Origin of the sequence: Mesorhizobium sp. M7A.F.Ca.US.006.04.2.1 (assembly GCF_004022915.1) — a bacterium.
Classification (GTDB): Bacteria; Pseudomonadota; Alphaproteobacteria; order Rhizobiales; family Rhizobiaceae; genus Mesorhizobium; species Mesorhizobium ciceri.
This window is the reverse complement of record NZ_RZQA01000017.1, coordinates 1-20,123: the sequence shown is the minus strand read 5'-3', so window position 1 is coordinate 20,123 and position 20,123 is coordinate 1. Positions and strand designations below refer to the sequence as shown.

Annotated in this window: 20 protein-coding genes; 5 read left to right on the top strand and 15 right to left on the bottom strand. The window is 63.6% G+C overall.

The annotated features are described in order from the left end of the window. A partial coding sequence (locus EN925_RS02190) for a TIGR01459 family HAD-type hydrolase (protein ID WP_128336310.1) occupies positions 1-800 on the top strand: 800 nt, incomplete at its 5' end. Here EN925_RS02190 and EN925_RS02185 read toward each other — a convergent pair. Further along, a complete protein-coding gene (locus tag EN925_RS02185) occupies positions 787-1,797 on the bottom strand; it encodes a sugar-binding transcriptional regulator (protein ID WP_127370386.1) in 1,011 nt (336 codons plus the stop codon). The genes EN925_RS02190 and EN925_RS02185 overlap by 14 nt on opposite strands. Before the next feature lie 155 nt (positions 1,798-1,952). Between EN925_RS02185 and EN925_RS02180 the strand changes: the two genes are divergently transcribed. Next, positions 1,953-2,750, top strand: a complete 798-nt coding sequence (locus EN925_RS02180; RefSeq protein WP_127385390.1) for a hypothetical protein — start codon at positions 1,953-1,955, stop codon at positions 2,748-2,750. Positions 2,751-2,764: 14 nt separating this feature from the next. Here EN925_RS02180 and ptsP read toward each other — a convergent pair whose 3' ends face one another. The 5 genes from ptsP to EN925_RS02155 all read right to left on the bottom strand — a co-directional run bounded on the left by ptsP (position 2,765) and on the right by EN925_RS02155 (position 7,594). After that, positions 2,765-4,744, bottom strand: a complete 1,980-nt coding sequence (ptsP, locus tag EN925_RS02175) for a phosphoenolpyruvate--protein phosphotransferase (RefSeq protein ID WP_127385391.1) — start codon at positions 4,742-4,744, stop codon at positions 2,765-2,767. A gap of 56 nt (positions 4,745-4,800) precedes the next feature. Beyond that, positions 4,801-5,181 (bottom strand): PTS glucitol/sorbitol transporter subunit IIA, encoded by a 381-nt coding sequence (locus EN925_RS02170; RefSeq protein WP_013529330.1) that lies wholly within the window; start codon positions 5,179-5,181, stop codon positions 4,801-4,803. Between the two features lie 107 nt (positions 5,182-5,288). Then, positions 5,289-6,290, bottom strand: coding sequence for a PTS glucitol/sorbitol transporter subunit IIB (locus EN925_RS02165; RefSeq protein ID WP_024503717.1), 1,002 nt, complete (start codon positions 6,288-6,290; stop codon positions 5,289-5,291). A gap of 16 nt (positions 6,291-6,306) precedes the next feature. Then, positions 6,307-7,068, bottom strand: a complete 762-nt coding sequence (locus EN925_RS02160) for a PTS glucitol/sorbitol transporter subunit IIC (protein ID WP_013529328.1) — start codon at positions 7,066-7,068, stop codon at positions 6,307-6,309. 88 nt (positions 7,069-7,156) lie between these two features. Next, positions 7,157-7,594, bottom strand: a complete 438-nt coding sequence (locus EN925_RS02155) for a transcriptional regulator GutM (RefSeq protein ID WP_013529327.1) — start codon at positions 7,592-7,594, stop codon at positions 7,157-7,159. Positions 7,595-7,790: 196 nt separating this feature from the next. Between EN925_RS02155 and EN925_RS02150 the strand changes: the two genes are divergently transcribed. Then, complete coding sequence (locus tag EN925_RS02150) at positions 7,791-8,432, top strand: hypothetical protein (RefSeq protein WP_127369600.1); 642 nt, start codon at positions 7,791-7,793, stop codon at positions 8,430-8,432. 94 nt (positions 8,433-8,526) lie between these two features. Then, the gene (locus EN925_RS02145) at positions 8,527-9,201 is read left to right on the top strand and encodes an HAD family phosphatase (RefSeq protein WP_013529325.1); all 675 of its coding nucleotides are present in this window, start codon (positions 8,527-8,529) and stop codon (positions 9,199-9,201) included. Here the strand turns inward: EN925_RS02145 and EN925_RS02140 are convergent. From EN925_RS02140 to EN925_RS02115, 6 genes are all read right to left on the bottom strand, one after another. After that, on the bottom strand, positions 9,198-10,361 hold the full coding sequence (locus tag EN925_RS02140) for a DUF930 domain-containing protein (RefSeq protein ID WP_127385392.1): 1,164 nt from the start codon (positions 10,359-10,361) through the stop codon (positions 9,198-9,200). The genes EN925_RS02145 and EN925_RS02140 overlap by 4 nt on opposite strands. A 108-nt stretch (positions 10,362-10,469) precedes the next feature. After that, a complete protein-coding gene (locus EN925_RS02135; protein ID WP_128336308.1) occupies positions 10,470-11,228 on the bottom strand; it encodes a 5'/3'-nucleotidase SurE in 759 nt (252 codons plus the stop codon). Next, positions 11,225-12,391 (bottom strand): MBL fold metallo-hydrolase, encoded by a 1,167-nt coding sequence (locus EN925_RS02130; RefSeq protein WP_127368269.1) that lies wholly within the window; start codon positions 12,389-12,391, stop codon positions 11,225-11,227. Before EN925_RS02130 ends, EN925_RS02135 begins: the two co-directional genes overlap by 4 nt. Continuing rightward, entirely contained in the window at positions 12,391-13,470 is a 1,080-nt protein-coding gene (locus EN925_RS02125) for an ABC transporter ATP-binding protein (protein ID WP_128336307.1), read from the bottom strand. The genes EN925_RS02130 and EN925_RS02125 overlap by 1 nt, the downstream gene beginning before the upstream one ends. After that, the gene (locus EN925_RS02120; RefSeq protein WP_127368265.1) at positions 13,458-15,161 is read right to left on the bottom strand and encodes an iron ABC transporter permease; all 1,704 of its coding nucleotides are present in this window, start codon (positions 15,159-15,161) and stop codon (positions 13,458-13,460) included. Before EN925_RS02120 ends, EN925_RS02125 begins: the two co-directional genes overlap by 13 nt. 91 nt (positions 15,162-15,252) lie before the next feature. After that, complete coding sequence (locus EN925_RS02115) at positions 15,253-16,239, bottom strand: ABC transporter substrate-binding protein (RefSeq protein WP_024503709.1); 987 nt, start codon at positions 16,237-16,239, stop codon at positions 15,253-15,255. Between the two features lie 258 nt (positions 16,240-16,497). On the opposite strand from EN925_RS02115, the gene EN925_RS02110 reads away from it, so the two are divergent. Continuing rightward, entirely contained in the window at positions 16,498-17,469 is a 972-nt protein-coding gene (locus tag EN925_RS02110; protein ID WP_127368264.1) for a sugar-binding transcriptional regulator, read from the top strand. On the opposite strand, the gene EN925_RS02105 is transcribed toward EN925_RS02110, so the two are convergent. The 3 genes from EN925_RS02105 to EN925_RS02095 all read right to left on the bottom strand — a co-directional run. Further along, positions 17,466-17,834: a hypothetical protein gene (locus EN925_RS02105; protein WP_013529317.1), complete on the bottom strand. Its 369-nt coding sequence runs from the start codon at positions 17,832-17,834 to the stop codon at positions 17,466-17,468. The genes EN925_RS02110 and EN925_RS02105 overlap by 4 nt on opposite strands. Before the next feature lie 114 nt (positions 17,835-17,948). Then, positions 17,949-19,343: a pyruvate dehydrogenase complex dihydrolipoamide acetyltransferase gene (locus EN925_RS02100; RefSeq protein WP_128336305.1), complete on the bottom strand. Its 1,395-nt coding sequence runs from the start codon at positions 19,341-19,343 to the stop codon at positions 17,949-17,951. A gap of 3 nt (positions 19,344-19,346) precedes the next feature. Next, positions 19,347-20,123 (bottom strand): alpha-ketoacid dehydrogenase subunit beta (locus EN925_RS02095; RefSeq protein ID WP_164894107.1); only part of this gene is annotated, 777 nt, incomplete at its 5' end.

Sequence of the window (20,123 nt, the reverse complement as noted above, 5' to 3'; positions counted from 1 at the left end):
GCTATAATGTGTTTCTGCTCGACCAGTTCGGCGTGCTGCACGACGGCACGCGGCCCTATCCAGGCGCAGTGGCAGCGCTATCGGCGCTGAAACGCGCCGGCAAGACCGTGGTGCTGGTTTCGAACTCCGGCAGGCGGGCTCAGCCCAATGAAAGCCGGCTCATAAAACTCGGCTTCGAAGCGGGAAGCTGGGATCATTTCGTTTCTTCCGGCGAGGTGGCGTGGCGATCCTTTGGGGAGATGGCGGCGTCGGGAAAGCTGCGCCCGGGGACAAAATGCCTGCTGATCAGCCGCGACAATGACCGCTCCGCGATCGAAGGCCTGCCATTTGCGCTGACCGGGTCCGGCGATGAGGCCGAGCTGGTGCTGATCGCGGCCAGCGAGGGTGACCGCTTTGACTTTGACCATTATCGCAGGCTGTTCGCGCCGGCGGCGGAGCGGCGGGTGCCGTGTTTCTGCACCAATCCCGACATCATCATGCTGACGGCCGTTGGCCCTCGCTTCGGCGCCGGCCGGCTGGCCGATCTCTACGAGAGCCTGGGCGGCAGCGTTACCCGCATCGGCAAGCCCGACACGGCGATTTTCGACGCCGCGCTGGCGCTGGCCGGCGAGCCGGACCGTGGCACCGTGGTCTGCGTCGGCGACAGCGTCGAACACGACATATCGGGGGGAAACAGCACCGGCATCGCCACCGCGCTGGTGCTGAGCGGAATACTGGCGGACACACCGGATCTCGCCGCTGTTTTCGACGAACAGCAGGCCTGGCCGGACTACATCATGGACAGCTTCAGCTTCCGCTGACCGCTTCCAGCATGCGCCGCGCGCTCTCCTCGTCGGTGATCAGGATGGTTGGGGCGATGAGGGTCATGGCGCCGAGCAGCGCTTCGGTTTTCTCCTCGCCACCGGAGGTGAGGATGCGGATCGGTGCCTTGCGCAGACGGTCGACATCCACCGACATCACGTGGCTGTTGACGGGGTGGTCGACCAGATCGCCGTTGCGGTCGAAGAAATGGAACAGGAGGTCACCCACGGCGCCACGCGCAAGCAGGGCCTCCCGATCCGCCTCCTCGAGGAAGCCACCACGAGAGAAGGTGGTGGCCGAGGCGATCCCGCCGACGCTCAGCAGAACGGCATCGAGCACGTCGGCCATTTCGAAAATCTCCTGCAGGCCGCAGCGCTCGATCAGGGCGATCTTGGTCTCGACGCTGTCGACCACGGCTGGTGTCGGCATCAGATAGCCGTCGCCCTGGAATATCTGAGCGAAGCGCCAGGCGAACTCGGCTGGGTTGACCCGGCGCACAACGCCGACACCGCCAAGCAGCGAAATCACCTTGAAGTCGGTGAGCGACTTGGCGCTGATGAAAGGCAGGCTCGAGAACAGCGTCTGCCCCCAGCCGACACCGACCCGCATGCCGGACTTCATCGTGTCCGACAGGAAGCTGCCGGTTTTGGCGCTGATCGCTGGTATGGGATCGGCATCGGCTGCCGAAAGCGGCGCCACCAGAGCCTGCTGCAGCCCGAACGTCTTCTCCAATGCGCGCTCAAGCCGCACGATTTCCGACAATTCGCTCTCGATGGTGATCTTCACTTCGTTGCGCGCCCGGGCATCCGCCAGCATGCGCACGATGGTGACGCGACCGACGCCGAGCACGTCGGCGATCTCGTTCTGCGTCATCTGTTCGACGAAATACATCCAGGCGGCGCGAATCCTGAGGCGATCCGTCCGGCTTTCGCTGGCGACCTGCTCGGTTGCCTCGCCTCGACCGTCTTCGCTTTCGCCCTGTCGTCGTCTGCCCAAGTCTGTCTCTCCCCCTGCGGCGACGGACGAGGGCGCCGCCGCCGATTCTGCATGCTGGTCTAGTATCGCCTATTGATCTACCTATCGATAGGAACAATGTAGAGAGTGGCGGCTGCCCGGTCGGCTATCCGCAGCAAATTTCAAAGCGATCCGCGATGCTCCGACAAATCTCCGAAGATGTCCGCGTCAATCTGAAGGACCGGCTGCGGGAAGTCCGCGAAATTATCCGCCAGAGCCGCCATGACGGCAGCGGCGATGCCAGCATCCTGCGCGAAGCAACCAGCCATCTGCCACCGTTTCCAGGCAAGGGCATCGAAGGCCTGCTCAGCCATGCCGCGAGTGCCGTCGACGAAGCACTGTCGATCGCCGAAGCTTTCGTCCCGCATGAGCGCCCGATCAAGGTGGACGGCACCACGGTGAAGGGCCTCGGCACCTATTTCCCGGTCGGCATCGAGGATCGCCAACTGGACGCCGAGCGCCTGTTCCGGCGCGATATGTATTATCTGACCAAAGCGGTGCTTGCCGGCCTGAACATCGACAATGCCCGCATCCACGAAGCCGATTTCGCGGCCGTCCATGCCACGATGCGCAAGCGGCATGGCGATCTCCTGGCCGCATTGGCCGCGCCGGGTGCCGGACTGCAGGCAATCGCGGCCACCTGCTCGGCGCTGCTGGTCGAGTGCCTCAATCAGCGTCCCGTTCGCTTTGCCGAGACCGTGCCGGGAACGCCGGCGGGCGGCCGGGCGCTCGACATAAGCTGCCTGGCGCCGCTCGCTTTGGCCTGCGGCCTGGCGACCACCGGCAGGGACGGCGCGCCGGAGCCGGATATGCTGGAGATCGCCATCCTGGCGGCGGATATTCGCCACGATCGCATCGTTCAGGCTTGCGCCAAGGCAAACCCGATCGCTGAGCTGACACCGGTCTTCGCCACCTTGCTTGCCCATCTGCCGTAGTCAGCCGGCCTGGGCTAGCCTTCGGCGGCCATGGCCATGATCGCTTTCTTGGCGCGCTGGATGGAAGCCGGGCTCATCGAGAGTTCGGTCAGCCCCATCTTCACGAAGGTCGCAATCAGATCCGGACGGCCGGCCGCCTCACCGCACATGCCGACCATGATACCGGCGGCGACGCCGGCTTTTGCCGTCATTTCGATCGCCGATATGACGGCCGGATTGGTGACATCGTTGAGCTTGGCGACGGTCGGATTGAGCCGGTCGGCGGCCATGATGTACTGGGTCAGATCGTTGGTGCCGATCGAGAAGAAAGCGACCTCCTTGGCCAGCGCCGGGGCGATCAGCACGGCGGCCGGGGTTTCGATCATGACGCCGAGATCGAATGATGCGTGCGGCACGCCTTCGGCTTTCAGCTCGGCCGTGCATTCGTCAACCAGCACGCGCGTCTGCCTGACCTCCGAGATGTCGGACACCATCGGCAGCATCACCTTGATGTTGCCGTGCACGGCTGCGCGCAACAGCGCCCGCAACTGGCGCTTGAAGATGTCGGGCCGGTCGAGACACATGCGGATGCCGCGCCAGCCGAGGAAGGGGTTTTCCTCGTCGGGAAATTCGATGCCGGCAATCGGCTTGTCACCGCCGATGTCGAGCGTGCGCACAATGACCGGATAAGGCGCAAAAGCCTTGGCCAGCGCCGCATAGGTCTCGGCCTGCATGTCTTCCGAGGGCAGATGCATATGGCGCATGAACAAAAGCTCGGTGCGGAACAGGCCGATGCCCATGGCACCAGCCTCTTGCGCCGCTTCGATTTCCTCGAGTGAGCCGATATTGGCCGCCACCTCGATGATCCTGCCGTCCGCGAGCTTCGGCGTCACCGTCTTGAAGATGGTCAGCCCGGCGCGCTCCTTTGCCGCCGCTTCGACGCGGCCGGCGAAATCGGCACGGGTCGCCTCGTCGGGGTCGATGATCACATGGCCGGCATTGCCGTCGAGCGCGACGTCTCGCGCGGTACGCAAGGCATTGACCTGGTCGCCGAGGCCGAGCACTGCCGGAATGCCGTGCGAGCGCGCGATGATGGCGATGTGCGAGGTGGCGCCGCCATGGCCGCACACCACGCCGCCGATACGCTTCAGCGGCGCGCGTGCCAGATCCCAGGCGCCGATGTCGTCGGCGATCAGGATAGCGCCTTCAGGGATGTTTTCGAGGCTGACATCGTCTTGGCCCAGCAACACCAGGCAAATCTGCCGCCCGACCGCATGAACGTCATCCGCCCGCGCGTTGAGATAGTGATCGTCGACGGCGCTGAACTCGGCGGCAATGGTGGAGGCGGCGGTGATGACGGCGGAAACCGCGTCGTTGCCGCCCTTGATCAGGCCCTCGGCCTCACCAGTCAGGCTGTCGTCGGCGGCGATATCGCGCAGCGCGGCGACGATGCCGCGGTCTCCAGCCGACAGGCTGTCCTGCGCCAACGCATGATCCATGCGGGCCTGGACGGCGCCGACAGCCGTGCGGAACCGGTCGATCTCGCCTTCTATCTCCTCGGCCCGCAACATCCGGCCCTGTCCAGCGATATCGGGTGGGAAATGCGCAAAGGCCGGGCCGACGGCGAAACCTTCGCTGGCGGCCACGCCACGCAAGCGGTTTGCCCCGCCAGGTGCCGCCAGCACGGATCCCGGCGCGGGTGCCGCTTCCTGCCCGGCATCGTTGGCTGGGCTCTGCGCTTCCGCTTCATCATCGAGGCCGGCCCGCGGATTCTCGAGATAGCCGATCAGCGCCTCGAGCGCCTCGATGGCATCGGCGCCATTCGCCCGCACCGTGACTTCCTGGTTCTCCTTGACCGCCAGCAGCATCAGCTTGACCGAACTCTTGGCGCTGACCGCCTTGCCGTCCTTGACCAGTTCGACGTCGGATTCGAAGCCCTTGGCGAGCTTCACGAACCGCGTCGCGGGACGGGCGTGCAAACCTTCATGCACTCTGACGATGGTCGAGCGTTCCATGGCAAATACTCTGGTTTTGGGCGCCGCTCCCAACATGGGCCGCGGCGCGAATGCTGTCAGGCGGCGATGGTGATGATCGCGCCGGTCTTCAGGGCGGCCACGAGCGCTTGCGGATCGACTTGCGACGCACAGATCTCGCCCGGTCTCTCGGCCTCGGTAGCGCCGTTGAACGAAATGACGACATGACCCATTTCCAGCACCTTGCTCCACGCGCTGGAGCCGACCGCTGTGATCACAGCGGCAACCGGGCCGAGGGTGATCGAAGCGCCCTTGGCGGGCGCTCCGTCACTTGGTCCCTGCTCCGCCTTGTGGAGCACCGAAACCTCGGCAAGCTCCGGCGGCGAGCCATCCGCAAACAGGATGACCACGCCCCCTTCGGCAAGGTCCGCCACTTCGGGGCCGATGGCAGTGACCCGTGTTCTCAAAAGAACCGTCATATGGCGAACCTCATTTCTCAACTTTCCCTAGAGCGGTGAACCGCACTATCTCTTTGTTTTGACGCAATTTCCAAGGGAAAGCATTGTGCGCTTTTCCCGGAATTGCCTTAGAACACGATCAGGCTGACGACCCAGGCGATCAGCACCGAGACCGGACCCATGATCTGGCGGCTGATGAGCACCGCCGGAACGCCGATTTCGATCGTCTTAGGCTTGGCCTCGCCGAGCGCCAGGCCGACGGGGACGAAGTCGCAGCCCACCTGGGTATTGTAGGCAAACAGCGCCGGCAGTGCCATTGCCGGCGAAATCGTGCCGTTGGCGATCTGCGGGCCGATGATGGCAACGCCGATGACCTGCGCGATGACAGCGCCTGGCCCGAGGATGGGCGACAGGAACGGCAGGCCGCAGATCGCCGAGATGATCAGCAGGCCGACGATGTTGTTGGCCAGCGGACCCATCGGCTGCGCCAGCACATCGCCGATCCCGGTATACAGGATCAGACCGATGAGCATGGTCACGAAGGCCATGAACGGCAGCACGTTGCGGATGACCTGGTCGATGGTGCGGCGGCCGGCATTGAAGAAGATGCCGACGATACGTCCCATGACGCGGCCGATCGTGCTGATGAGGCCGATCAGCCCACCTTCGCTCGGCAGCGGCTGTGGTGCCGCGGTCGCATTGTTGCTTGAACTCATCGCTGCTGCTCCCCCTGCAGTCGTGATCGTTTCGGATCCGTCCGCCATTGTGATGTTGGCCGGCTTCACGCCCGAAACGTAGATGTCCTCGGTGATGAACTGGGCCAGCGGCCCGGATTGACCGACCGGCGTCAGATTGACGGTCGGGATACGTTTGCGCGGATAGACGCCGCATCGTGCGGTGCCGCCGCAATCGACGACGACAACCGCCATCTCGCTTTCGATCGGCGGTGCCCTGAAGCCGTCGACGGCCTCGGCGCCGGTCATGTCGGCGATGAGCTGCGCCACCGGGTGAATGCCACCACCGGTGACGGAAACCACCTTGCTGCGCTGTTCGGTCGGCTCGATGATGAGCGGGCCACCCCAGCCGGTTTTGCCCTGGGAGATCTTTACGGCTTTATATGTCTTGGCCATGATGTCCTCCCCGCCCTTACAGCTCGACGCCTTGGCGGCGTGCCATGATCGCGGTGATGCGTTCGGTCAGCATGCCCTTGAGCAGGATGACGACGAGGCCGACGATGGCGTACCAGATCGCCACCTTGACGTGGTAGCCGGCGACGACGACGCCCTTCTTTTCCAGCTCCAGCAGCGCGACGAGAATGCCACCCCAGACGAAATACTCGCCGGGATTGATGTGCGGGAACAGGCCGAGCGGCGGGTGCACATAGGACACGGCCGCGTCATAGAAGGCTGGCTTGTGCTTTTCTTCCAGGAACGATCCGAACGTATAGGCCATCGGATTGGTGAGGAAGAACACCGCCAGCAGCGGCAAAAGCGTGTAGCGCGTCAGCGCGATCCGACCGGCGCCGCGCGCCAGGCCATGCACGCGCTCTTCACCGACCAGTTCGGTGACGGCATAGAAGGCCGTCATCAGCACCACCAGCGTCGGAATGATGCCGGTGACGAAGCCGGCGAAGACCTCGCCACCCTTCTGGAAGATGCCGATGAAGTACTTGCCGATGGCGGTCAGCCAGCCGAGCTGCTCTTCCTGCTGGACGTCCTTCAGCTTTTCCTTGAACTGATCGACGGTGATCGGTCCGCTGTCCGCTTGTGCGAGGACAACGAGATGGTCGGAGGCATGCTCGACAGCGAGCTTGCCATGCAATGCGGCATCCGAAACCATAGCACCTGCGACATGCAGATTGTGCACGGCCATGTCGGCATGCTGCGCCAACAACGAAAATACAGACATTTCTCCTCCTTATGCCACCCGCCGGTTGATCCCAGTCGGTGCGCGGCGTCCTCTATCCCTTCGATTTAGAACCCGAAATCATCCGGCTCTAAGCCCTTGCTACGTTCAAACCGGACAGGCCCGGCTTCTTCCCCGGCTCCGACCGTGTTTTGTCGATCTGCTCGATCGCCCGTTTCACGGCCTCGGCCACACCGGGTTCCCCCTCCCCCATGATTGCAGGGTTGGACCGGAGTCGATCGAGGGGAACACCCTCGAATTCTTCATGTCTCTTGAACTTGGTGAAGACGGAACGGCCGCTCATCACCATCAGGCGGCGCACGACCAGATCGGGCGTCACCACGACGAGCGCGATGGTGCCCTTGGCCAACCGGCCGCGAAAATTGCCGGCTCCGACGAAGCCGTCCTTGTACTGGTCGGTGACGCCCCTGAAGACATCCGAATAATGCCGCATCTGCAGCCAGACGCCGAGCGACTGCAGCGCCCACACGATAACCAGCAGAAGCAGTCCCCACTGCCAAATCGCCATTCGGTTCTCCTCCCGAAGCCTCAGTTGAATCGCACCTTGGACCGGCGCGTGACAACAGCAAAGTGAGAACATTTGTTTCCGAGAATGTCAATATGTATGATATTGGCCTCTGAAGCGGTCATCCACAGGGCCGCTGACAGATTTCGGCGGCGGCGCCCTTGTGCTAGGCTGACCGGGAAACAGGATACGAGGAAACATGGACCTGCCCTTCCGGGACGAACTGGCCTTGATGCCCGATCTTCGCCATCGGCTGCGGCAGTTGCGCTGGTTCCGCGCCACCTTTCGCGGCAGCGCCAAGGTGGTCGCGGACACGTTCGGCGTGCGCTTCGAGATCGACGAGGCCAAGCTCACCAGGGCCTTTCTCGACTGGGTCGAGATCATGGAGGCGCAGAAGCGCTTCGCCGCGATCGACCGCGCCGACTTCATCGTCTTTGCCGCCGGCCTCGTGCTGCGTGAGCTGATAAAACAGGCGCCGGCCAGGGAAATCTCCGGCCTCACGCAGCTGATCGAGACGGAAACGAACGCCGGCACGCTGGAAATCGTCCGCTTCTGGCCGGAGGGTTTCCTCTACACCAACTACTGCGTCTCGGTGATTTCGGCGATCCACGAGCAGGAATTCGGCACGGCACCCGGCATCGACAAATGCGCCGACGATTTGCGCACCTGGTGGTCCTATCGCGAGAATGTGACCGAGATGCCGGCCTATGCGGTGGCTTTCCTCGACCGCTTTCTCGGCGCCGAACCGAACTGGATCACCCCGGATCGCGCGCAGTCCCGGCAAGCCATGCAACGGGCGCTCGGGTCTTCCCGTGCGAGCGATGCGTTGCGCCAGCTTTGAGCCCGCTCTTCGCGTCCCCAAAACCGCACGTGCTATTGAACATTTGACTTTTTGCCGATAGCGATGTGCGAAAATTGACTCGAGAGGGAAACGCGTGGCGCGACCAAGGCCTATTATTTTCGATTGCGACGGCGTTCTTGTCGACAGCGAGCCTCTGGCCGCCCGCGCCTATGAGCGCGTCTACGAAAAGCACGGCATGCCCGGCGTCAACACCAGCATCATCGCCCAATGCATCGGCATGAAGCAGTCCGATATCATCGCCAGGATCAAAGATTTGACCGGCCACCAGTTTCCGGCGGCGGCGGACGGCGACATCTGGGCCGAGACCAAGGTGCTGTTCTCGCAGGAATTGAAGCCGACACCGGGAATCACTGCCTTTCTGGAGGCGCTTGCAGGCGACCGCTGTGTCGCCTCGTCCTCCTCCGTCGAGCGCATAAACCACAGCCTTGCGGTGACCGGGCTGGCGCGTTTCTTCGGCGATGCGATCTACAGTTCCTCGATGGTCAAGAACGGCAAACCCGCGCCGGACATCTTCCTCTTCGCGGCGGACAAGATCGGCGCCAATCCCGTTGACTGCATCGTCATCGAGGACTCGCCCTTCGGCATCCAGGGCGCGATCGCCGCCGGCATGACGGCGATCGGCTACACCGGCGGCGGCCATACCTATGCCGAGCACGCCGCGCGACTGACGGCTGCCGGTGCCGATTTCGTCTGCGCCGACTGGCAAGAAGTTAGCCGGCAATTGGCTAGGTTTGGTGTGCCGGCCTAGTTTAGACGATACTTTGTGAATCCACGGCTGGCCCATTCGCCAGGCGGCACGAGTGAGCCCACACGGAAGTTGAAGGACAGGACCCTCGTCGCATCGGCGTCGACTTCGCATCGGAAATTTAGGTTGTACCAAGCGTTTCTGGTGCTGAAAGCGGCCTGCGGAGGATTGAGAACATTGCCTTTGTCCAGCGTAATGGTTGGCACCCATTTGACCGTATAGTCGGCACTTTGCAGTTCCCGGCTCAGAACATTGCCGCAAAGGGTGGCCACCCGCTGACCGCGCGGCACATTCTCCATGGAGCTTGTAGCGAACGCATTGCCGGTTGCCCCTTGCGAGTAAAGCTTTCTGACGCCCGGAAGGCCGGAATAGATTGGTGATCCTGCAACGTCGTTGTTGGTGGGATTTGACCTTCCAGCATTCCCGATCGGCGCTTTGAAAGCTCTTGCGGGTTTGAACGTCATTGTCTTGGCAGGTTTGGACTTTGCCTTTCCAGTCGAAGCTGGAGGCGCCGGCTTGTCACCGGTCTCAGCCGTCAATGGCTTTGGCGTCACGACGGCTTGCTTTTCGTCAGGTTGCGGTGCGAGTTCTTGTTTGTCCGGCTGCTGTTTGTCGGTTTCCTCGGTCGCCTGCTTTTCCCCGCCTTGCGCGGGCTTTTCGTCCGGCGCAACGGTGGCCGGCTTCTCGTCAGGCTTGCTGGGGTCTGCCTTCTGCTGTGGCGTTGCAGCCGGGGCGGGCTCCGTCGGCGCGGGTGTCGGCGCTACGGGCGGCTTTGCAGCCTCATCCTTGGCCGGCGACGGCGTGTTGGGTTTAGCGCTGCTTCCGTCGAGCGATTTCTCCGGCCCGGTATCTTTCTGGCCGTACTGGAAAACGCGCTTCAGAACCTGGTCGTCTGGCGGTTTCGGCGGCGGCGGCTTTTGTTCAGGCGGCTTTTCAGCCTTCTTTTCAGGTGTCGGTTCCGGCGGCTTTGGAGCAGGTTTCGGCTTGGGCTTCTCGGGCGGCGGCACGATCGCGACATTGACGGGCTGTTCTTGCTGAACCGGCTGCTGCTCGGGTCTCGGCAGGCCATAGATCAGAAACGCCGCGATGAGCGCATGCAGGATCAGCGATGCGGGCAAAGCCCACAGCAAATGCCGCCGCCGTTCTCCTGTTTCGCCCTTCATCCGCACCGATGTGGAATGAAATAGCGGCGGCTTCAAGCATAGGTAGTGGATTGGCTTGATTTAACCGCTGACAGGTTGGTGATCGGATGACGACGCGCAGACCTCAGGTCAGCCAGTTTGCCGCTGGCGCGGGATCCCGTCCAGAAACCGTTCGTCCAGCCGTGTCTCGCCAAGCCAGTTCAGCCGGTTGATGCTGATGAAGCCGGCATCGATCGCGTCGTTCTCGTCGCCCGGCTGGCTGTCGTGAGCCCGCCCGCGCGGCACGGTGATGACCGTGCGGTCGCCGTCGCTCTCCACGATCTCGGCCTTGCGGGCGATCTTGTCGCGGCCGATGCGCGGCTGGCGGATTTCGGCCGGCAGCGAGGTCGGCAGGTTGATGCTCAGCCAATGACCCTCAGCGGCCCAGTCGGCGCGCGATTGCCACAGGGACACGATCAGCGCGCCAAGCCATTGGTCGTCGCCATCGGTGAAATCAGGATTTTTCACGCGTGAGAAGCCAATGGCCGGAACGCCCCAGAACGTCGCCTCCCGCGCAATGCCGAGCGTGCCGGAATAGGCAAGGTCCTCGGGAACGTTGCGGCCATCGTTGACGCCCGACAGCACAAGGCCCGGTTTCTCGGAATTGGCGAACAACCAGGTCATGGCGCTTACCACGCAATCGGCCGGGGTGCCGGAACAGGCGTACCAGTTCGGTTTGACGCGCCGCATGGTCAACGGCCTGGCAATCGTCAATGACGAGCCGGCAGCGGTGCGCTTGCCGTCGGGCGCGACCACCCAGACATCGCCGCTCAACGCGCTGGCGGCCGCGACCAGACGGGCAAGCCCCGGCGCTTCGATACCGTCATCGTTGCAGATCAGAATTCTCATCGTTTTCTTGCCTCCGACACCACTATGCACTGGCCGGTGCGGCACTGCGTGCGCAGCGACGGGATGTGGGTTTGCAGATCGCCGAGAAGGTCCGGCGTGCAGGAGTGACCGAGTGCCGCGGGACGGCCGGCCTTCTCCCAGATATCGACATTGCCCGACAGCGTCGGATGGGTCGGCATGCGTACCCAGTCCGCCCGACCGGCCTTGTGCAACAGATCGCCCGGCGAACCTGACGGCAGATGCCCGGTAAGCAGCACCGGAAAACCGGAATGGTCGGCACGCGGCAAGAGGCGCGACGATGGGCCGGCTTCACCCATGCCGTCATCCGCCAGCAGCGGCATGGACGGCAGGGGATCGGCATCGGTCCAGTCGGCTGCGTCTTGCAGGCGGCGGCGCAGCAACGTTGAAACGCCCGGCAACAGGGCTGCCGTGGCGCCGATCTGCGCTTCCAGGGACGAGCGCATGCCGGCATGGATCGCGAACGGCCCTGGCAAGGCCGCGATCAGCTCCAGCGACCGACCCGAGAGCGGCGTCGGCAAAAGACACCCGCCCGAATGCCTCGCAACCCATTGCGAGATTTCGCGCGCACGCGCCGCCCCCGGCACCGGATCGGCGCCGTAGGAAGCATCGAGGACAAGCAGGTCGCAGTGCGGGATGGTGTCCATGACGAAGACATTGCTGTCCGGCACCACATCGGCGGAATAGGCGACGCGGCTCTCGCCATCGTCGACGGCAAACCACACGCCGCCCACGACATGTCCGGAGCGTCCCGTCCGGATCGTAAGATTGCCGCTGTTCAACGTGTCGCCGGGTTCGAACAATTCGATGCGATCTTCGGGAAAAGGAAACCGCCTGAAATCCTCGGGCTCAGCATAGCCGGCGAGCGTGGCAGGCGCCTCGTCTCGGGTCTCGGCGGTCATGAAGATCGGACCGGCATAACCGCGCGACAGCAGCCAGCTCAGCGCGCCGACATGATCCTCATGCGCATGCGAGACGAACAGCGCATCGATGTCGGCGACCGAGCCGTTCAGCGCCGGATAGTAGTCCGCCCGCGAGGCGCCGACCTTGATGCCGACGTCGAGCAGGATGCGGTCCTTGCCGCTGCTGACAGCAAGGCTGGTGCGGCCCTTTTCGCCAAAGCCGCCGAGCAGGTCGAGCATCATCACGATGCCGCCCCCGCCGCCGGGATCAGCCAGCCGGAGCGTATCCGCAGGCGTGCCTGGGCTCCGCTCTCCAGCGCGACCGGATCGGGCTGTTCGAAATGCAAGGTGAGGTCGGGATTGGTCGAAGGCGTGAATTCGATGCGCGCCGAGCCACCCTGGTAGATCACCCGCTTGACCAGACCATCGAAGCCGGGGCCATCCGGCGACACGTCGAGATCGGCCGACCGGCAGCAGACCTTTGCCCCGGTTCGCGGCCGCTCGCCTGGCCGGCAGCGGACAATCAGTTCAGCGCCGAGAACGCGGACCTTGCAGTGCCCTCTTTCTTCCGCGCTCAACACATCCGCAGGCAGCAAAATGCCCTGCGAAATGAAGGAAGCCACCATTTCATTTGCCGGCTCATGATAGAGTTCGCGTGGCGTCGCCAGCTGGGCAAGACGCCCGCCATCCATCACCGCGATCCGATCGGCCAGCGCCATCGCCTCGGCCTGGTCATGGGTGATGTAGACGATCGTCGTGCCGGTGCGCTTGTGGAAGGACGCGAACTCGTCCTCCATCGAAGCCCTCAGATGCACGTCGAGATTGGCCAGCGGCTCGTCGAACAGAACCAACGAGGGCGCGGCGACAAGGCAGCGCGCCAATGCCACGCGCTGGCGTTGGCCGCCGGACAGATTGGCCGGCCGACGCTCGCCCAGCCCTTGCAGATTGACCAGGGCGAGTGCGTCTTCAACCTTCCGGCGCGCGACGGCCTTGTCGAGCTTCGCCACCTTCAGCGAATAGCCGATGTTTTCGGCGACCGTCATGTGCGGCCACAGCGCGTAGTTCTGGAAGACGATGCCGGCGCGCCGCTTTTCCGGCGCGACGCTGCCGCCCTTGCCCGACACGACCTCGCCGCCGATGCGGATCTCGCCTGACGTCACCTTCTCGAATCCGGCAACGAGCCGCAGCAGCGTGGTCTTGCCGCAGCCGGACGGCCCGAGCACTGCCAGGAACTCGCCGTCGCCGACATCGATCGATACGTCCTTGACGGCATCGAAATTGGCGAAGCTCTTGGTCACATTGTCCAGGCTCAATCGCGCCATGGCAGCACTCCGGTCGGAAGGTAGGGGGCAAGCAGATTGGTCACCAGCATCAACAGGAAAGTGACCGCCACAGTGATGACGGACATCGCCGCCGCATAGTTGGAATCGCCGCCCTGCTCGAAGGAAAACATCACGACACCGATCGTCTCCGACCCGGACGACCACAGCAGCGCCGAGACGGTGAGTTCGCTGAGCGCCGTCATGAAGATCAGTAGCCCGCCGGCGATCGCCGCCGGTGCCACCAGCGGAAAGATGATCGTGCGCATGCGCGTGAACAGCCCGGCGCCGGCCACTTGCGCCGCCTCCTCCAGCGCCCGGTCGATCTGGTGATAGCCGCTGATGGTCGGCCGCAATGCCAGCACCAGGAAGCGGGCGAGATAGGCGTAGAGGATGATCCAGACGGTGTTGTAGAGCTGGATGCCGGTCAGCGGGATCGGCCGCAGGAACATGAGCAGCGAGGCGATCGCCAGCACCACGCCGGGCAAGGCATAGGGCAGCTCCACCGACAGATTGAGCAGCCGCACCCAGCGCTGCTTGCCCCAGGCGATCAGATAGCCGATCGGCACGGCGACCAGGACCGCGAAGAAGGCCGCCGCGATCGACAGCCAGAAGCTGTTGAAGAAAGCCCTACTGGCGGCATCATGCTCGAACAGCACGAAGCGATAATTGTCGAGCGTCGCCGTCTTGGCGGTGAGCGCAATGCCGTAGCCCGGCACCAGCGATGTCAGAACCAGCCCGAACAGCGGCAGGACCAGCACCACGATGATCAGCAGCCACATGCCGGCCTGCACGGCGGGCCGCCAGCGGCCGAGCTCATAGGGCTCGGCCGGAAGCGACGTGGAGCTGATGCGATAGTCGCGGCGGCGGCTCATGATCTCCTGGGCAAGGATGCCCGCCATCGCGATAATGCCGATCAGCACCGACAGGAACGCGGTTTCGCCGAGCACGGCGGGGCCGCCGCCGGCCAGCTTCTGATAGATCAGCGTCGGCAGCACGAGATAGTTGGCGGGAATGCCGAGAAAGGCCGGAATGCCGAAATTGCCGACGCATGAGACGAAGGCAAGAGCAGCGGCCGCCATGATCGACGGCGTCATCAAGGGCAGCACGATGGTGACCAGCACGGTGAACCAGCCGGCGCCGCCCGCCCGCGCGGCTTCGACCAGCTCGCGCGGCAGCTTGCGCAGCCCGGCGCGCACCAACAGGAAAACCAGCGGGCCATACTGCACGCCGAGCAGCAGGATGATGCCCGATGTCGAATAGAGCGGGTTCCTGGTACCGAGCGGCGGTGCCGCCCCAAACAGCTTGAGGAACGGGCTTGCCGGGCCGAACAATTGCAGCCAGGCCAGCGCCGTCACCTGCGGCGCGATCATCAACGGCATGACATAGCAGAGCACTAGGGCACTGCGGCCACGGATATCGGTCAGAGTGACGAGGACGGCCACCAGCGTTCCAGACAGCACCGCAAGCAGGGTGCCGCCGATACCGACGACCAGTGTGTGCCAGGTGGCGATCCAGGTCGCCGGACTGGCGAGCCCCGCCTTTATCGCGACGGTCGACAGCGTGCCGCCGGGCGCCACGATCTCCTTGATCAGGCGCAGCATCGGCAGCAGGGAAAGCAGGACGATGACGATGGCTACCGCCGCCGTCAGGACCATTTCCTGGCCCCGGCTTTCCCTGATCCGTGTTGACATGATTGCGTTCCTGGGGTCGATCAGCCGATGCGATCGGGGTTTTGCCCGTCAGGGATACCGCTGGGACGGCACCCCTGACTGGATTGCCGGCTCAGCCGCCGAACAATTCCGAGAACTTCGCCTTGTCGGCGTCGGTTTTGGCGACGATTGCCTTGGTGTCGAACGGCATCACCTTGACCTTGACGCCTTCCGGCAGCCATTCGGGGCGGCCGACCGAGGCACGCGCCGGCAGATAGCCCATCGAAAGCGCAAGCTTCTGGCCGTCATCGGAAAGAATGAAGTCGACGAACTTCTTGGCGCCGTCGACATTCCTGGCGGTCTTCATGATGGCGACCGGTTCGGTCACTGCCGGCACACCTTCCGAGGGGAACACGAACTCGACCGGGGAACCCTTCTTCTTGGCGTTCATCGCCATGAAGTCGACCAGGATGCCATAGGGCTTTTCGCCCGATGCCACCGACTTCAGCACCGCACCATTGCCGCGCACGCTGACGGTGTTGTTGGTCTTCAGCTTCTGGAAGAAATCCCAGCCATAATTGGCGTCGCCGACGAAGCCTGAAAGCAGGTAGGCGGCGGCACCCGAATAGAGCGGGCTCGGCATGACCAGGCCATCGGCGTAGGCGGGCTTGGCAAGATCGGCCCAATGCTGCGGCTTCTCGGTCGCCGCCGTGTTGTAAACGATGCCGGTGGTGATCAGCTTGCTGCCGAAATAGGTCTTGTCGGCATCATAGGCATCCGCCTCGATGCCATCGAGCTTTGCCTCGGGATAGGGCAGTAGCCGGTCGTCCTTCTTCAACAGCTCCATCGAGACCGCATCGGCGATCAGAAGCACGTCGGGCTGCGGGCTGCCGGCGGCAAACTCGGCCGCCATCTTGGTCAGGATGTCGCTCGTTCCGGAGCGATAGATATTCACATCGATACCCGGCTGCGCCTTCTTGAAGGCATCCACGGTCTTGGCCGCGTCGGCTTCCGGCTGGGACGTGTAGAGCGTCAGTGTTTCGGCGTTTGCCACGCCGGCAAACAAAGTTGCTGCGAGCGCCAGCTGGCTGGCCAGCAGCTTGATGAAGTGCGTCTTCAATGAGACCTCCTGTCTTTCTGTGCATGACCGGTCCGGCTCTGGCCGGCTCCCCGTCTCTTCCTCCCTGCACGGCGCATATGACTGGTGGATGACACAGCGCGTGAAACCCACAAAATATGTTCATATGTACGATGTCAATTACAAATGAACAGAAATGTGCGACAATCGACACGCCGCAGATCCGGCATCAGTTGACATCCGGCCGGTATTTCCTTGATGAGCACCGGTCAGGCCACGGCTCATGAGGGACAGGAACCGATGACCACAGAAAAACCCAGACAGGCTCGCCTGCCGATGGTCTCGTCGGACCTTACCGTCAAGACGGCATGGCTCTACTATGTCGAAGGTTTCACCCAGGAACAGATTGCCGAAAAGCTCGATGTCTCCAGGGTGAAGGTCATGCGTACGCTGGCCTCCTGCACCGCCGAGGGCATTGTCGTCACCATGATCAACGCGCCGACCGCCGGGCAGGTGGCGCTCGAGCGGGGACTGGAAAAGCGCTGGGGTCTGAATGCCGCCGTCGTCATCCCGACGCCTTCGGCGCATGACCATCTGGAGAAAGCCATCGGCCATGCCGTCGCGGCCTATCTCGGCGAGCAGATGCAGGACGGCATGACGCTCGCCATCGGTGGCGGCGCGACCCTGCATGCCAGCCTCGGCTTCCTTGCCCGCCGGCAGTTGAAGCGTGCCTGTGTGGTGGCGCTCGTCGGCAGCCTGCCGCACTCGCAATGGATCAATCCGTCCATCGTTGCCGCCAAGGTAGCCGATGTCTTCGAGGTCGACAGCTACCAGATCACCGCGCCGGTCACGGTCGACAATCCCTCGCTGCGCGATCTCCTCTGGGCACAGCCGACCCTGCAGGATGTGCGCCAACGCGCGGCCGCCGCCGACATCGCGCTGCTCACCGTCGGCGACATGTCGCCCGACGCCACCATCTTCCGGCATGGCATCGTTCCGTCATCGCTGATCGCTCCGTTGAAAGCGAAGGGCGCGGTCGCCAACATGCTGTGCTATTTCGTCGATGCCAATGGCCGTTTGGTGGACCACGAGGTCAACGGGCGTGTCATGGCCATCGATCTCGATGTGGTCGGCCAGGTGCCGAATGTGGTTCTCGCCGCGGGCGGCAAGCGCAAGGTCGCGGCGATCCTCGCCGCACTGAAAGCCGTCGACACCAATGTGCTGATCACTGACAGCGATACCGCCACGGCGCTGCTTGCCAAGGGCGGTTAGATCAGCCCGCGCTCGCGCAAAAAATCCTCGACGCCGACATGGGTCATGGATTCGAATTCGGCGATCGCCTCGGCCACCCGCTTGCGCTGCGCCGCCAACAGTGTGAACACCTGCTTCATCTCGCCGGAAACACCAAAACGGCTCCACCGCTCGGCGATATGCGTGGGCAGACCGATGTCGGCGCAGAACGCGTCCAGACTGTCATAGCCGAGGCTGGCGACGAGCTGCCTGGTCTCCTCCGCCGACATGCGAGGCTCGAAGGCGTGGTCGTGCAGGCGCTGCGCCACCAGCTTGATGTCGGATGGCGACGCACCCATGACCTTGCCGAACAGGGTTTTGACGTCAGATGGGTCGAATGCAGGCATATTTGGCCTCCCTGGATCGCAATCCAGATAGAACATGGGTCAAGGGTCAGCGCCTGACAAGTCGTTTCTGTCGCAAGCCGGCGCATCAGTCGGCGCCGGCTTCTGCTTGGTGGATCAGACCAGCAGGCCCATCGGATTTTCAAGGAGGTTCTTGAAGGCGACCAGCAGTTCGGCACCCAGCGCACCGTCGACGGCGCGGTGGTCGGTCGACAGCGTCACCGACATCACGGTGGCTATTCTGATCTCGCCATTCTTGACCACCGCCCGCTCCTCGCCGGCGCCGACCGCCAGGATGGTCGCGTGCGGCGGGTTGATGACCGCGGCAAAATCCTTGATGCCGAACATACCGAGATTGGACACCGCCGTGGTGCCACCCTGATACTCTTCCGGCTTCAGCTTGCGGCTGCGCGCGCGACTGGCCAGATCCTTCATCTCGTTGGAGATGGTGGACAGCGTCTTTTCGTCGGCATGCCGAATGATCGGTGTGATCAGGCCGCCGGGGATCGACACCGCGACGCCGACATCGGCGTGCTTGTGCTTGACCATGGCGCTTTCAGTCCACGAGGCATTGGCATCGGGCACCGCCTTCAGCGCCATCGCCATCGCCTTGATCACCATATCGTTAACCGACAGCTTGTAGGCCGGTGCCTCGCCCTTGTCGGTCTTCTTCACCGGGGCTGCCGCATTGATGTGCGTGCGCAGCGCCAGCAGCGCATCGAGCTCGCAGTCGAGCGTCAGGTAGAAATGCGGAATGGTGGTCTTGGCCTCGACCAGGCGGCGCGCAATGGTCTTGCGCATATTGTCATGCGGGACAAGGTCGTAGGAGCCCTGTTCGAACAGTTTCAGGACCTGATCGTCCGACATCGCCTTTACCGGCGCGGCAGGAGCAGCAGCCGGCACGCCAGCCGGAGCCTTGGCGGCAGGCGCCGTCTGGGCGCCGCCACCGGCAATGGCCGCGTCGACATCCGCCCTCACCACCCGGCCATGCGGGCCGGTCCCAGATACGGTCGAGAGGTTCAGGCCGGCCTCACGGGCCAGGCGCCGGGCAAGCGGTGTTGCACGGCCGGCCGATGGCGATTGGCCGATCTCCCCCCTTGTGGGGGAGATGCCAAGTGGCGGCAAAGAGGGCAGGGCAGAGGGGTGAGTGACAGAATGAGACGTTGGCGCGACAGCGCCCTCCTCTGTCGACTTCGTCGACATCTCCCCCACGGGTGGGGAGATTGGCGCCTTGTCGTGCTTGGCCGCAGCAGCATCAGCCCCATAGGCCTCACCGTCGGCATAGATCCACGCCACGGCAGCGCCGACCGCAATATCGACACCCTCTTTGCCGGTGACATCGCGCAGGACGCCGCTGGCCGGCGCATCGATTTCCATCGCCGCCTTGTCGGTCTCGATCTCGAACAGCACATCGCCCTTCTTGACGTGCGCGCCCTCCTCGGCAAACCAGCGCGAGATCTGTCCAGTCGCCATGTCCATGTCGACCTTGGGAAGAATGACTTCGGTCGGCATATCTCAGCGAACCCCTTTCACGAGGTCGCGCGCGGCGGTGATAATGTCCGGAATTTGCGGCACCGTCGCCTTCTCGAGTTCCGGATTGTAGGGGATCGGCGTTTCGGCGCCGCCCAGCCGCACGATCGGCGCGTCGAGATAGTCGAACGCTTCGCTCTCGGCGATCATGGCGCTGACCTCGGCGCCGATGCCCAGCGTCTTGACCGCTTCGTAGACGCATAGCAGCCGCGACGTCTTCTTGACGCTGTCGATGACGGTCTGCTTGTCCATCGGCCGGATGGTCCGAAGATCGACGACTTCGACGTCGATGCCTTCGCTCTCCAGCACGGCTGCCGCGTCGAGCGCCTTCTGCACCATGATCGAGGTGGCGACGATGGTGAGATCCCGGCCCTCGCGGCGGATATCGGCCTTGCCGATCGGCACGGTGTAATAGCCTTCGGGCACCGGGCCCTTCAGCTTGTAGAGCAGCTTGTGCTCGAAGATCATGACCGGATCGGGATCGGCGACCGCCGCCAAAAGCATGCCCTTGGCATCATAGGGGGTCGCCGGCTGGATGACTTTCAGACCCGGCACATGGCCGAGCCAGGCTTCGAGGCTCTGGCTGTGCTGAGCCGCCGCACCGGTGCCGGAACCGGCGGGAAAGCGCATCACCACGGGAACCGAAACCTCGCCGCCCAGCATGAAGCGCATCTTGGCCGCCTGGTTGACGATCTGCTCCATGGCAAGCGTGGCGAAATCGGAAAACTGGAACTCGAAGATCGGCCGCATGCCGGTGAGGGC